This window comes from Pseudomonas sp. DD1 (genome assembly GCF_044510355.1).
GTDB lineage: Bacteria > Pseudomonadota > Gammaproteobacteria > Pseudomonadales > Pseudomonadaceae > Aquipseudomonas > Aquipseudomonas shahriarae.
Map to the genome: position 1 here is coordinate 83,564 of NZ_MSAJ01000001.1, position 14,172 is coordinate 97,735.

A 14,172-nucleotide genomic window follows, 5' to 3' on the forward strand; every position below is an offset into this window, starting at 1 on the left:
TGCCTGCGATGGCGTCGGCCCGGACAACCTCAGAGCTGCGGCGTCCACGTCACCCCAAGCATCCACGTCCGGCCTTCTTCGCGGTACGGCTGGTTGTTCTCGAAGTTTGGATCGTCATAGCTGTACCAGGCCCGCGTATAGCGGCGATCCAGCAGGTTATCGACCTTCAGCGACAGCGCCACTTCCCGATTCAGCGCCCAACCGCTGCGCAACCCCAGCAGGTAATAGCCCGAGAGGCGGTGCTTGTTGTCTTCGGCATCGTAGCTGCTGCTGATGGCCTGCCAACTGGCGCCCAGGCTCAATTGTTCGAACTGCCGATCCAGGTCCAGGTTCAGGGTGCGCCGGGCACGGCGTGCCAGGGTGTGGCCGCTGTTGCGGTCGCGTGGGTCGATGATCGACAGGCCGAGGTTGCCTTGCCAGCCGAACAGTTCTTGCTTGAGTGCGGCTTCGAAGCCGTTGATGCGGGCGGTGGCGACATTGTGCGGACCCGAATTGTCGTAGATGATCGCGTCCTTGATATCAGTCCGATATAGCGAGGCTTCTAACCGGCTGACGTCGCTGAGTTGGCTACGCCACTGCACCTCGTAGCTTTTTGAGGTTTCAGGTTTAAGGTCTGGATTGCTGCTTATAAACCCGTTTTCGTTCGGGTAGTACAGATCATTAAACGTCGGCGCACGAAAGCCTTCGCTGTAACTTAGCAACACGTCGTTTTCGCTGTTAACTGGCAAGGTCAGCGTACCGCTCCAACTGTTCTGCCCGCCAAATTGCTGGTTTTGGTCGCGGCGCAGCCCCAGTTCGGTGGAAAACCACTCGCCCTTGAAACGATGCTGGATAAACGCGGCGCGGTTCCAGCGGCTGTTTTCGCTGAGCGTGGTGCTGCCGTGAAAACGGTCTTCATACCAATCACCGCCCAGGATCAGGCTGTTTTGCTGATCGAGCGTCAGGTCGTTCTGCCAGTTGATCGAGTCGCGATAGGTGTTGAACACACTGAAGTCAGTGCTGAGCTTGTCGCGTTTGGTGTCGCGGTTTTCGCTGTGGCCCAGCTCCACGCGGGTCTGCCAGGCCTCGTTGAGTTGGGCGTCGATGTACGCGCTGGCGCTGCTGACGGTGTAGTCGGTATAGGGCTTCTGGCCGACACTTTGCCCGGTAGCGAAATCATAGCGACCAAAGCTGTTGTCATATTCCGACTTGCCCCGGCTATCCAGCAGGTTGAAACCCACCTCCAGCTCATCGCTGAACTCATGGCTCAGGTTCAAGCTCAGCGACTTATTGCGATAGGCATCATGGTCGCGGTCGCTGGGGAAGGAGGTGTGGCTCCAGTCGATACCGGCGGTGTCATCCAGGCTCGCGCCCAGGTTAAAGCGCGTGCGTTCATCGCCGCCCGACAGGCCCAGGCTGCGTTCCCAGGTGTTGTGGCTGCCAAAGCCCAGCTTCAAGCGCGGCTGTAGGCCTGGTCCGGCATTGCGGCGGGTAAATACCTGGATCACCCCGCCAATCGCATCGCTGCCGTAAATCACCGAGCGCGACCCGCGCAGCACTTCTACCCGCTCAATCTGATCAATATTCAGGTATTGCAGGCCGCTGTCGCCGGACGTGCTATTGGCAATCCGCTGGCCATCCACCAGCACCAGGCTTTGCGCGGACTTGGTGCCACGTATGAAAATCCCCGGCAAGCTGCCCCGGCCACCGGTGCGCGCCACTTGCACGCCGGGCACGCGGCTGAGCAGGTCGGTCAGGCTGGAGGGTTGCAGGCGGTCGATATCGTCCCGGGTGAACACGGTGTTGGCAGCACTGCTGTCATTGCGTGCCTGCACCTGGCGGTTGGCACTGATCACCACATCGGGGAGCTTCAGGGCGGCGTCGCGGGTGTCGGCGAGCAGGTCCGCAGTGGGCAAGAGCAGGAGTGGCAGGGCAAGTCGAAGGTGCTTCATGGGCCGTCCATGGATTCCAAGGCAATACAAAACAAATGTGGGAGCTGGCTGGCCTGCGATCGCATCACCCGGTCTCTCTGAAAGACCGAGGTGTTTGCATCGCAGGCCAGCCAGCTCCCACAGTTTGGTCCGGTTTACAGGCCGAGCAAAGCCATGCGATGGCGAACCGCAGCCTCGATCCCCGCTTCATCCAGCCCACACTCAGCCAGCATCTGCGCGGGTTTGGCGTGCTCCACATAAATGTCCGGCAAGCCCAGGTGCAGCACCGACTTGAGGATGTTCTCCCGCGCCAGGAATTCGCTGACGGCCGCACCGGCGCCGCCCATGATGGCGTTTTCTTCAACGGTCACCAGCAATTCATGGCTGCCGGCGATCTCGCGCACCAGGGTTTCGTCGAGGGGTTTGACAAAGCGCATGTCGATCACGGTGGCGTCGATTTTCTCCGCCACTTTCAGGGCTTCGGCCAGTTGCACGCCAAACACCAGGAACGCGGTCTTGCTGCCCTGGCGCCGCACGATGCCCTTGCCGATCTCGATCGGTTCCAGGTCTTTCTCGATCACCGCATCCGGGCCGTTGCCACGGGGGTAACGTACCGCTGCCGGGCCGTTGTACAGGTGGCCGGTGCTGAGCATCTTGCGCAGCTCGTTCTCGTCGCTCGGGGTCATCACCAGCATGCCGGGGATGCAGCGCAAGTACGACAGATCGTAGCTGCCGGCGTGGGTCGGGCCGTCTTCGCCCACCAAGCCGGCGCGGTCGATGGCGAACAGCACGTCGAGGTTCTGCACCGCCACATCGTGAATAAGCTGGTCATAACCGCGTTGCAGGAAGGTCGAGTAGATCGCCACCACCGGTTTGGCGCCTTCGCAGGCCATGCCGGCGGCAAAGGTCACCGCATGTTGCTCGGCAATCGCCACATCGAAGTAACGCAGCGGGAAACGCTCGCTGAACGCCACCAGGTCCGAGCCTTCCTTCATCGCTGGGGTAATGCCCACCAGGCGCGGGTCGGCGGCGGCCATGTCGCACAGCCATTCGCCAAATACACCGGAGTACTTCGGCCCGCTGGCCTTTTTTGGTGCCGCCACGGGCGCGTCCAGCGGTTCGAGTTTGGTGATGGCGTGGTAACCAATCGGGTCGACTTCCGCCGGGGCGAAGCCTTTGCCTTTCTTGGTGACGATATGCAGGAACTGCGGGCCCTTGAGGTCGCGCATATTGCGCAGGGTGGCGATCAGGGTCGGCAGGTCGTGGCCGTCGATCGGGCCGATATAGTTCCAGCCCAGCTCTTCGAACAGGGTGCCGGGGACCAGCATGCCCTTGGCGTATTCTTCGGTGCGGCGGGCAATTTCCCACGCGCCGGGCAGGCGTGACAGCACTTTTTTGCTGCCTTCGCGCATGCTGGCGTAGGTGCGGCTGGACAGAATCTTTGCCAGGTAATTGGACAAACCACCGACATTGCGCGAGATCGACATGTCGTTGTCGTTGAGGATCACCAGCATATTGGCGTCCACTTCCGGTGCATGGTTCAACGCTTCAAACGCCATGCCGGCTGTCAGCGCGCCATCACCGATCACGGCAATTGCCTTGCGATCGCTGTTTTGCAGACGGGCGGCAATCGCCATGCCCAGGGCTGCGCTGATCGAGGTGCTGGAGTGGCCGACGCCAAAGGTGTCGTATTCGCTCTCGGAGCGGCGCGGGAAGGCGGCGATGCCGTCCTTCTGGCGCAAGGTAGCCATGCGCTCGCGGCGTCCGGTGAGGATTTTGTGCGGATACGCCTGGTGACCCACGTCCCACACCAGCCGGTCGTCCGGGGTGTCGAATACGTAATGCAGCGCGATGGTCAGCTCGATGACGCCCAGGCCTGCACCAAAATGCCCACCGGTCTGGCCGACCGTGTAGAGCAATTCCAGGCGCAACTCATCGGCCAGGGTTTCCAGCTCGGCTTCACCCAGACGGCGCAAGCCGGCCGGCGTGTTGGCACGGTCCAGCAGCGGCGTGGTCGGGCGCTTGCGGGGAATCTCTTGAAACGTCGTGGGCATCAGGCGAATCGTTATAGGTATAGAAGAGGCGGCAGTTTACCTCAAGCATCGCAAACTGCCCACGCAGAGCACCGAACTTGGCCGATATGCGGCGGTAATCGCCGCCGTAATCAGTGGCGGCGTTCGACGATATACCGCGCCAGGTCACGCAGCGGCTCGGCTGCCGCGTCGAATGGTCGCAGGGCGGCCAGGGCCTGGTCGCGCAGCTCCAGGGCATAGGCCTTGGCGGCATCCAGCCCTAACAGCGACGGATAAGTCGGCTTGTCACGGGCAATATCGGCGCCCTGGCGCTTGCCGAGGGTCGCGGTATCGCTTTCCACGTCGAGAATATCGTCCTGCACCTGGAACGCCAGGCCGATGGCCCGGGCATAGATCTGCAAAGCAGCCAACTGCGCCGCTTCGGCGCGACCACTGGCCAGGGCGCCGAGGTGCACGGCAGCCTCGATCAGCGCCCCGGTCTTGTGCCGGTGCATATACTCCAGGGCTTGCTGGTCCAGCTTGAGGCCGACCGAGCCGAGGTCAATTGCCTGGCCCCCGACCATACCGGCCGGGCCTGCGGCGGCGGCCAACGCAGTGACCATGCGCAGGCGGATCTCGGCATTCACGCCGCTCAAACGCGGGTCGAGCAGGGCGCTGAACGCCAGGCTTTGCAGGCCGTCACCGGCGAGGATCGCACAGGCTTCGTCAAAAGCCTTATGGGTGGTGGGCTGGCCGCGACGCAGATCGTCATCGTCCATGGCCGGCAAATCGTCATGCACCAGCGAATAGGCATGAATCAATTCCACCGCACACGCCGCGCCATTGGCTTGCGCGGCGTCCACGCCCAGCGCTTCACAGGCCGCATAGGCGAGCAAAGGCCGTACGCGCTTGCCGCCGTTCATCACGCTATAGCGCATGGCTTCATACAGCCTGGCCAACTCCGGGCTTGGCGCCACAAACAGCGGTTCCAGCGCAGCATTGACCCGGGCCTGACTGCTGGCCTGATAAACGTCGATCATTGCGCTTGTTCCGCGTCGAAAGGTTCTTCGGCCAACTCCCCATCCCGTTCCAGCAACACCTGGACCTTCTGCTCCGCCTGCGCCAGAGCGCTCTGGCAATCGCGGGTCAGGCCAATACCTTGCTCAAACGCCGTCAACGAGTCTTCCAGCGACAACTCGCCGTTCTCCAGACGCTCGACCAGGGTTTGCAGATCGGCGAGGGATTGTTCGAAATCGAGTGCAACTTTTTTGCGGGCCATGGCGGCTATTCCGGTTGACGGTAAACGGGCGCGACACTAGCAGATAGGGGGGGTAGGGGCAAATGAGGGGCGCTTGAGCGCACCGGGGTTTTTCAGTCATACAGCCAAGGCTTCAGCTCCTAAGCAGCTCAATGAAATGGTCAGGAAGATGCTGGATGAGCATAAGGACTTGGCCAAACCCGGCGACTTTGAACTCGATGACATCATGCTGCTGCTGCGTGAAGCCAATGGGTTTGCCCAGCAATGGGTTGACAGCATGACGCGGGAAATCCTGGCAGAAGAGCGCGCCCTGCAAAACAAATGGGGCGATCTGCTGAACTAGCTGTTGCGCGCAGTGCCGGTTTCCACCAGACGTGCAAACTGGCACTGACCCTGGGCCTGCTCCAGGCTGCCCTCAAACGCCACCAGCCCTGCATGCACCTGTTGCAGGGCTTGGATCTGCGTCATCAACTCGAGCTTTTTTTGCGCGATCGCCTGGTTGGCGCGCTGCCACGGCAGCTCATCGCCACGGTGCCCGTGGAGAATTCCCTGCAACTCCTTGAGCTTGAAGCCCAACTGCTGCGCGCACTTGATAAACGTCAGCAGCTCAACGCTCTGCGCCGAGTAAACCCGATACCGCCCCTCGCGTTGCGGCGGTGGCAGCAAGCCGATGTCCTCATAGTGACGAATCGCCTTGATCGTCGTGCCTGACAACTGCGCGGCTTTACCGATGTACATGCAGATCCATTCCTAAAAGAGTGTGCCAGCCTTTTTCAGCCACTTGTCGCGCTGCGCCGCAGTAGAGCCCAGCACAGGCCCGAACATGATTGTCTTGATCGGCTTGATACCACACAACTCAAGGGTGGTCTTGCGCATCTGGTGCAGGCCGGGCATGTGGTAGAACCAGCGGTAATACCACGGCGGTGTATCCAGGGCCACCAGCAGATGGGCGGTACGGCCCTTCAAGAGCTTGTCGGGGAATGCTTTGCCCTTGCGGTATTTGAAGGCGAAACCGGGCAGGAACACGCGGTCGATGAAGCCTTTCATCAATGCTGGAATTCCCCCCCACCAGATAGGGAAAATAAACGTCAGATGATCGGCCCAAAGGATGTCGGATTGCGCCATGAGCAAGTCCGGCTCCAAGGCTTGTACCTGAGCGTAACCGTGGTGCAGGACAGGATCGAAGCTCAACTCGCCCAGATACAAGGTGCGCACTTCGTGGCCGGCGCGGCTGGCTGATTCGCGATAGGCAGAGGCTAAGGCGTAGCAGAAACTGGTGCTGGCGGGGTGGCCAAGAATGAGCAGGATGCGGCGGGTCATGGGTGGGGAGTCCTGAGGTCGGGGCCCGCAGGATGGCGTGTGACCCTAGGGGGAGAGTCAAGTACCCAGGAATGGCCTGATCGGGCGCTATCGCAGGCAAGCCAGCTCCCATATTTGATCTTCGTTGTGTTGAATACCGGGTTCACTCTGTTTGGTCAGGACCTGAAATGCAGTCCCCCAAACCCTAACTGCCCCGATGGGTCTGCCGATACTCGCCCGGCGGCACACCGGTGCGGCTCTTGAAGGTGCGGTGGAACGACCGCGGTTCGGTGAAACCCAGGTATTGGGCGATGTCCTGGATCGGCAGGTCGCTGTGCAGCAGGTAGTGCTCGGCCAGTTCCTGGCGCAGGTCGTCGAGGATCTGCTGGTAGGACGTGCCGGCCTGCTGCAGTTGGCGTTGCAGGGTGCGCACCGACATGGCGAACTGTTCGGCCACCTGTTCTTTGCGCGGCAGGCCTTCCTTGAGCAACTGGCGCAGGGCGTTTTTCACCCGCAGCGCCAGGCTTGAATCGTCCAGCGAGGCCATCAGGGCCAGGGCATGTTCTTCCAGGGTGCGCAGCAACTGCGCATCGGCCTGGCGCAGGGGTGTCTGCAGGTAACGCAAGGGCGCCACCAGGGCCGAGCAGGGTTGCTCGAACAGCACCGGGCAACCGAAGAAGTCCTCGTATTGGCTGAGCTGCGCGCCGTCCGGCAACGGGTGCTCGAGCAACACCTGGCTTGGCGACAGTTCGGTGTCGGCGATCCAGCGGGCATACACCAGCCAGGACGCCAGCACGTTCTCCACCATATGCCGGCGGATGCGCGGCTGCTGGTGGCGGCAGTTCCAGATCAGGCGGACTTGGTCATGGACCATTTCGGCGCGGCTGGTGCCCATGTCGCCCACCAGTTTTTCGAACGGCATGATGCGGTTCATTGCCTCGCCCAGGGTCGCGCAGTTCATGGTGATGTAGCCGAGCACGCTCCACGAGTTGGGCAACACGAAGCGCGCTGAATTGAGCCCGAACAGCAGGTCCCCGGAATGTTCGCAGAAATACTCCAACAGGCGTTCGTGGGCTTCCACAGGCAGGCGCAGGCTGTTGTCGTCCAGTTGGCCGGCAGTGATCCCGGCCGCCTCCAGTGCAGGGGCGGTTGCCATGCCGAGCTGTTCGGCATGGCGCAGGTACTTCAGCAGAGGAGGGACGGAGGTAGAGCCGAGTGTCTGCATGATCGGGTTCCTGGCGGGGTGTTGCCGGCGGCAGTGCCTTGCGCGCGTCGATGGCACGCAAGGTAATTTGAAATCGTGACTAAAGTAAATGCTCCCGTGGATACATCCGGTAATACAGCGAGTGACCCAATTGGCTACTCCATCTGTCCCGATGCGACCGTGACAGCCCGCGCCGGCTGTTTAGTATGGGAGCACTGAAAATCACAAGATCTGCTGGGAGAAACAGGCATGCGACGCTGGAACGGCTGGGGCGAAGAAACCACGCAGATGGAGATGCCCGCCCATGGCGCAGCGTTTCTGCGCGAGCGATTGGGCGACGGGCACACCCTGCCGGACGCCAGCCTGGACAGTGCCCTGGCCGCAGTGCCCGCGTCGCGGCTGGCGCCCCACGCGCTTTACAGCATCGAGCCCCGGGACCGTCTGATGCATGCCCGCGGTCAGAGCCTGCCGGACTGGCTGGCCCTGCGTGAAGGTGCCCTGGGTCGGTACCCGGATGCTGTGGCCCTGCCGGAAACTGTCGAGCAGATCCGCCAGCTGCTGGCCCTGGCCGACAGTGCCGACCTGTGCCTGATTCCCTATGGCGGTGGCACGTCCGTGGCCGGACATATCAACCCGCCGGCCTCCACGCGCCCGGTGCTGACGGTGTCCCTGGCCCACATGAACCGCCTGCTCGACCTCGACGAACAAAGCCTGATCGCCACGTTCGGCCCCGGTGCCAGTGGCCCCCAGGTGGAGAGCCAGTTGCGTGCCAAAGGCTACACCTTGGGGCACTTCCCGCAGTCCTGGGAGTTGTCGACCCTGGGCGGCTGGGTGGCCAGCCGCTCGAGCGGCCAGCAATCGCTGCGCTACGGGCGGATCGAGCAACTGTTCGCCGGCGGCACCCTGGAAACGTTCGCCGGGCCCCTGGAAATCCCGAGCTTCCCGGCCTCGGCCGCCGGCCCTGACCTGCGGGAAGTGGTGTTGGGCAGCGAAGGGCGCTTCGGCATCATTTCCACGGTCAAGGTCCGGGTTAGCGCGCTGCCCGAGGACGAGCGCTTCTATGGCGTGTTCCTGCCCGACTGGCCCCAGGCCCTGCAGGCGATCCGCCGACTGGTGCAGGCACGGGTGCCGCTGTCGATGCTGCGTCTGTCGAATGCCATGGAAACCCAGACCCAACTGGCGCTGGCTGGCCATCCCCATCAAATCGCCTGGCTGGAGCGCTACCTGGCACTGCGCGGGGCTGGCGAGGGCAAATGCCTGCTGACTTTCGGCGTCACCGGCAATCGTCGGCAGAATGCCTTGTCGTTGCGCCAGGCGCGCCAGCACCTCAAGGCTTTTGGCGGGGTGTTCACCGGCACCCTGCTGGGCAAGAAATGGCAACAGAACCGCTTTCGCTTCCCCTACCTGCGGGAGAATCTCTGGAATGCCGGCTACGTGGTCGACACCCTGGAGACCGCGACCGACTGGTGCCATGTCGACGCCTTGTTGCACGCGATCGAGGCCAGTCTGCGTGACTGCCTGGCGGCCGAGGGCGAGCGGGTCCATGTGTTTACCCACCTGTCCCATGTCTATGGCGAAGGTTCGAGCATTTACACCAGCTACGTGTTCCGCCCGGCGGCGGACTACCCGGCCACCCTGGAGCGCTGGAAGGCCCTGAAGCAGGCGGCCAGCCGCACCATCGTCGACAACCACGGCACCATCAGCCACCAGCATGGCGTGGGCAAGGACCACGCGCCCTACCTGCCGAGGGAGAAGGGCGAACTGGCGATGGCTGCGCTGCACAGCCTGAGCCGGCATTTCGATCCGGCCGGGCGTCTGAACCCCGGCACCCTGCTGGAAGACTAGGCCCATGAGCGATGAGTGGAATGCCCAGTGGCGCGCGGCCGTGCTGCCGCAACTGGCGAATGAAACCTGGGACTTGATCGTGATTGGCGGCGGTATCAGCGGCGCCGGGATCCTGCGCGAGGCGGCCCGGCGCGGTTGGCGCTGCCTGCTGTTGGAGCAACGGGATTTTGCCTGGGGCACCTCCAGCCGCTCGTCGAAAATGGTCCATGGCGGCCTGCGCTACATCGCCAAGGGCCAGTGGCGCCTGGCCCGTGATTCGGTACGCGAGCGCCAGCGCCTGATGGGCGAAGCACCGGGGTTGGTGGAGCCCATGAGTTTCCTGATGCCGCACTATCGCGGCGGGTTCCCCGGACCGCGGGTCTTCGGCGGCTTGCTGCGCCTGTATGACGCCCTGGCCGGTTGTCGCAGCCGCCAGTTTCATAAACCTGCGCAACTGCGCTACCTGGCGCCGGGGTTGATGGAGCCGGGGCTGCTGGGGGCTTCGCAGTTTCGCGATGCGCTGACCGACGATGCGCGCCTGGTCATGCGTGTGTTGGCCGAGGCCCGCGCCGATGGCGCCTGGGCGCTGAACGGCCTGCGGGTGCGCCAGTTGCTGCGCGAGGGCGGGCGGGTGTGTGGGGTCGAGGTCGAGGACACGCAAGGCGCTGCCGTTATGCAAGTGCGTTGCGCGGTGCTGGCAGTGGCCACCGGCGCCTGGGCTGAACGCCTGCAACCGGGTGGTGGGCAGCGGCAGTTGCGGCCCTTGCGAGGCAGCCACTTGTTGTTGCCGGGCTGGCGCTTGCCGGTGGCCCACGCCTTCAGTTTCATGCATCGGCGCGACGGTCGCCCGGTATTCGTCTTTCCCTGGGAAGGGGCCACTGTGGTGGGCACCACCGACCTGGATCATCGCGAGGACCTGGACCTCGGGGCGAGCATTACCCGCGAAGAACTCGACTACCTGCTGGAGGCCTGCGCCCAGCCATTTCCCCAGGCCGAGGTAACGGCGGCGGACGTGCTGTGCACCTGGTCCGGGGTGCGCCCGGTGGTGGGCGCCGCTGACTCCCAGGCCAAGCCCTCCAATGAAACCCGCGAGCATGTGCTGTGGCAGGAGCCGGGCTGCGTGACGTTGGCGGGGGGCAAGCTGACCACCTTCAGGCCCCAGGCCATCGAGGTGTTGCGGGCCTGTGCCGGGATGCTCGGGAAGACCCTGGAGGATGACGGCGCGCCAGTGTTCCAGGCCGTGCCGCTGCAGGCGATTCCTGGGCTGAGCGCCGCCGGCCTGCGGCGTCTGGCCGGGCGCCATGGCCGTGACCTGCCACGTTTGGCCCGGCTGATACGCAGCCTGGGCAGCGAGTGTGTCGGCGCCAGCGATACCTTGTGGGCGGAGCTGGCGTTTGCCGCCGAGGCCGAGATGGTCCTGCACCTGGACGACCTGTTGTTGCGGCGCACCCGTCTGGGGTTGCTACTGCCCGACGGCGCCGCTCACTACCTGCCAGACATCCGCCGGCTATGTCAGCCGCGCCTGGGCTGGGACGACACGCGCTGGGAACAGGAACAGCAGCGCTACCTGCAACTCTGGCAACGCCATCACAGCGTCCCGTCCGCCTCGATCTGAAGAGCGCGTCATGAATAAAGAGAGCTTCGTGGATAACAATTCCCCCGACAAACACTATGTGCTGGCGATCGACAACGGCACCCAGAGTGTCCGCGCGCTGTTGTTCGACTTGCAGGGCAATCTGCTGGGCAAAGGCAAGGTCGAGTTGCAGGCCTACTACTCCACGCAGCCCGGCTGGGCCGAGCAGGATCCGGATTACTACTGGCGCAAACTGGGCGAAGCCTGCCAGCAGTTGTGGGCGCAGACCGGCATCGACCGCAGCCTGATCCGTGGCGTGTCCCTGACCACCCAGCGCGGCACCTTGATCAATGTCGATGCCCAGGGCCAGGCCTTGCGCCCGGCGATCCTCTGGCTCGACCAGCGTCAGTGCGAGCCCGAGGGCGGGATCAAGGGCCCGTGGGGCTGGCTGTTCAAGTTGATCGGCGCCGAGGCCACGGTGGACTATTTTCGCGCCCAGGCCGAGGCCAACTGGATCGCCCAGCATCAGCCGGATATCTGGGCAGCCACCGACAAGTTCCTGCTGCTCTCGGGCTTTCTCAGCCATCGCCTGACCGGGCGTTTTGTCGACTCGGTGGGGTGTTGCGTGGGCTACTTGCCCTTCGACTTCAAGCACCTGCGCTGGGCCGCGCCCCGGGACTGGAAATGGCAGGCCCTGGCGGTGCGTGCGCAGCAGTTGCCGCGCCTGTATAAGCCAGGAGAAGAACTGGGCCGCATCACCGCCGAGGCCAGCCGCCACACCGGGATCCCCGAGGGCCTGCCACTGATTGCCGCCGGCTCCGACAAGGCCTGCGAGGTGCTCGGTTCCGGCGTGGTGGAGGCGACGACCGCGTGCCTGTCCTACGGCACCACGGCGACCATCACCACTACCCGCTCGCGCTACCTGGAGATAGTGCCGCTGATCCCGCCGTATCCGGCGGCGATCCCCGATCACTACAACTGCGAAGTGATGATCTATCGCGGCTACTGGATGGTCAGCTGGTTCAAGAACGAGTTCGGCCTGCGGGAAATGCAGCAGGCCCGGGAGCAGGGCCTGGAACCGGAGCAACTGTTCGATGCGCTGGTCAACGCGGTGCCGCCCGGCTCCATGGGCCTGACCCTGCAACCCTACTGGTCGCCGGGCATCCGCGAGCCGGGTGTAGAGGCCAAGGGCGCGATGATCGGCTTTGGCGACGTGCACACCCGTGCCCATATCTACCGGGCGATCCTCGAGGGGCTGGCCTATGCCTTGCGCCAGGGCAAGGAGCGTATCGAGCGCCGGTCGAAACTGTCGATCAAGCGCTTGCGCGTGGCCGGTGGCGGTTCCCAGAGCGACGCGGCGATGCAACTGACCGCCGATATCTTCGGCCTGCCCGCCGAGCGTCCGCATGTCTACGAGGCGTCCGGGCTGGGGGCGGCGATTGCCTGTGCGGTGGGGCTTGGGCTGTACCCGGACTTCGATACCGCCATCGCCGCCATGACCCGCACCGCCGAGGTGTTCATGCCCCAGCCCGAGGCGCAACAGATGTACGACCGCTTGTACCGCGAGGTCTACCTGCACATGTATCGCCAGCTCAAGCCGCTGTACCAGAGCATCCGCGAGATTACCGGCTACCCGGCGTAGGCCCAGGCTGTATGGCGCTATTGGAGAGTCGTTTTGGCAAGATCGGACAGTGTCGGGGGATACCCGGATTGTTAGGCTGAACGCATCTAAAAAAGAGCGTAAAGCCATGAAGTTGCCGTCGTTGCTGCTGTGCCTGGGGCTGTGCAGTCTGTCGCCTGGGGCCGGTGCATGGTCCAATCACAGCGTGGGCAGCTACCTGGCCCTGCGGGATTTGCCCGCGTTGCGCGAGGCGCCCGAGGTGGCGGTCGAGTCCCTTGAGCAGTTTGTGTCCGAGCAGTACCCAGGGCTGGTGGCCTTGCTGGACGAACAGGAAAACTTCGCCCGCAAGCACTTTCCCGACTACCCGCCGCGCCCCGACAACCTGCGTCTGGCGCCGCAGCCTGGGGCCGATCTGCGCCGGGACTTGCTCATGGCCCTGCGGGTCAACCCACAGATCCACCTGGCCCAGGTGATCCAGCCCATGCCCGGCGAGGACCTGGCTGGGCGCCCGCAGCTCAAGGCCACCGAAGTGATGGTCGAACAGACCCTCTCGCCGTGGAATCGCCAGCGCTTTATCCAACTGCAGTCGGGGCAGACGGTCGCGCCGCTGGCCGTGCTGGCAACCGCCGCGGACGAGCCGGACTACGGCCACGATATCAACCTGTTCAGCGATAACCCAGGGGCGGTCGGCGCACTCTATGGCTTCGGTGTGCAGTCGTTTGGCGACGCGCGCTTCCAGTACAGCTCCCAGGCGCCGTTTCATATGGGCTTCTTTCACGAGAGCGCGGTGGTCTATGTGGCGGCGCCTTTCCTGTTGCGCAACTGGCCGGACTGGCGGGCCTACCAGTACTTCGGTCTGGCGCGTTTTGCCTTCGCCAATGGCCATCCCTACTGGGGCTATCGCTTCCTCGGCTGGGGCATGCACTACCTGCAGGACCTGACCCAGCCGTATCACGCCACCACTCTGCCGGGCGATGACTTGACCAGCATGCTGCTGATGGAAGGCAAGGCCCTGGCCGGCTACGACAGCGACAAGCGGGCGGCGATCGAACGTGTCGCCACGCGCCACAACGAGGTGGAGCGCTACCAGTTCGCCTGGCTGCGCCACCTGCTGCTGACGGGGGCGGATAACCCGATGCTGATGGCCTATGCCGACGCCACGCAGGACGCCGATTACCCGGCTTACTCGACGGACTACCTGCGCCAAGTGGTCAGTGCCCAGGCGGATGCCCAGGCCGTGGCGTTCGACGAGGCCATCGGCCAGTGGCTGACCACGCCCGGGGCGACCCAGAGCTTCAGTGCCGGCAACCAGTTGCCCGCCGAACGCTACGACCATGCCCGGCTCAACGAACAGTTGGTGCAGTTGCTGCGCCACTTTGGCGCCCACAGTCGCAACTACGTCAGGGCTGGTCTCGACCGCCCGGCGCCGGCGCAGTAACAACAGACAACGCAGTGCAATAACAACAAAAAA

The 14,172-nt window shown here is 63.8% G+C and carries 11 protein-coding genes and 1 pseudogene; 5 read left to right on the forward strand and 7 right to left on the reverse strand.

Annotated elements, in window-relative coordinates; all coding sequences use genetic code 11:
* Positions 1-29 precede the first annotated feature (29 nt).
* The 4 genes from PSFL_RS00485 to PSFL_RS00500 all read right to left on the reverse strand — a co-directional run bounded on the left by PSFL_RS00485 (position 30) and on the right by PSFL_RS00500 (position 5,201).
* Entirely contained in the window at positions 30-1,931 is a 1,902-nt protein-coding gene (locus PSFL_RS00485; protein WP_057960741.1) for a TonB-dependent receptor domain-containing protein, read from the reverse strand.
* 134 nt (positions 1,932-2,065) lie between these two features.
* Positions 2,066-3,964 carry a 1-deoxy-D-xylulose-5-phosphate synthase gene (gene dxs, locus PSFL_RS00490; RefSeq protein ID WP_216311982.1) on the reverse strand — a complete coding sequence of 633 codons (1,899 nt, stop codon included), beginning with the start codon at positions 3,962-3,964 and terminating at the stop codon, positions 2,066-2,068.
* Positions 3,965-4,074: 110 nt separating this feature from the next.
* On the reverse strand, positions 4,075-4,962 hold the full coding sequence (gene ispA / locus PSFL_RS00495) for a (2E,6E)-farnesyl diphosphate synthase (protein ID WP_057444863.1): 888 nt from the start codon (positions 4,960-4,962) through the stop codon (positions 4,075-4,077).
* Positions 4,959-5,201: an exodeoxyribonuclease VII small subunit gene (locus PSFL_RS00500; RefSeq protein ID WP_029299452.1), complete on the reverse strand. Its 243-nt coding sequence runs from the start codon at positions 5,199-5,201 to the stop codon at positions 4,959-4,961. Before PSFL_RS00500 ends, ispA begins: the two co-directional genes overlap by 4 nt.
* 148 nt (positions 5,202-5,349) lie before the next feature.
* Between PSFL_RS00500 and PSFL_RS00505 the strand changes: the two genes are divergently transcribed.
* A complete protein-coding gene (locus PSFL_RS00505; RefSeq protein ID WP_397469544.1) occupies positions 5,350-5,523 on the forward strand; it encodes a hypothetical protein in 174 nt (57 codons plus the stop codon).
* Here the strand turns inward: PSFL_RS00505 and PSFL_RS00510 are convergent.
* The 3 genes and pseudogenes from PSFL_RS00510 to PSFL_RS00520 form a co-directional block, all read right to left on the reverse strand.
* Entirely contained in the window at positions 5,520-5,918 is a 399-nt protein-coding gene (locus PSFL_RS00510) for a MerR family transcriptional regulator (protein WP_186625007.1), read from the reverse strand. The genes PSFL_RS00505 and PSFL_RS00510 overlap by 4 nt on opposite strands.
* Positions 5,905-6,500 (reverse strand): annotated as a pseudogene (locus tag PSFL_RS00515) (NAD(P)H-dependent oxidoreductase). The gene PSFL_RS00510 and the pseudogene PSFL_RS00515 overlap by 14 nt, the downstream one beginning before the upstream one ends.
* Before the next feature lie 184 nt (positions 6,501-6,684).
* Positions 6,685-7,704 (reverse strand): AraC family transcriptional regulator, encoded by a 1,020-nt coding sequence (locus PSFL_RS00520; protein WP_397469545.1) that lies wholly within the window; start codon positions 7,702-7,704, stop codon positions 6,685-6,687.
* 228 nt (positions 7,705-7,932) lie between these two features.
* On the opposite strand from PSFL_RS00520, the gene PSFL_RS00525 reads away from it, so the two are divergent.
* The 4 genes from PSFL_RS00525 to PSFL_RS00540 all read left to right on the forward strand — a co-directional run bounded on the left by PSFL_RS00525 (position 7,933) and on the right by PSFL_RS00540 (position 14,139).
* The gene (locus PSFL_RS00525) at positions 7,933-9,528 is read left to right on the forward strand and encodes an FAD-binding oxidoreductase (RefSeq protein WP_120734210.1); all 1,596 of its coding nucleotides are present in this window, start codon (positions 7,933-7,935) and stop codon (positions 9,526-9,528) included.
* 4 nt (positions 9,529-9,532) lie between these two features.
* Entirely contained in the window at positions 9,533-11,122 is a 1,590-nt protein-coding gene (locus PSFL_RS00530; protein ID WP_397469546.1) for a glycerol-3-phosphate dehydrogenase/oxidase, read from the forward strand.
* Positions 11,123-11,132: 10 nt separating this feature from the next.
* Positions 11,133-12,722: an FGGY-family carbohydrate kinase gene (locus tag PSFL_RS00535; RefSeq protein WP_057438979.1), complete on the forward strand. Its 1,590-nt coding sequence runs from the start codon at positions 11,133-11,135 to the stop codon at positions 12,720-12,722.
* A 106-nt stretch (positions 12,723-12,828) separates the two neighbouring features.
* Entirely contained in the window at positions 12,829-14,139 is a 1,311-nt protein-coding gene (locus PSFL_RS00540; protein WP_397469547.1) for a phospholipase, read from the forward strand.
* The last annotated feature ends 33 nt before the right edge of the window (positions 14,140-14,172 follow it).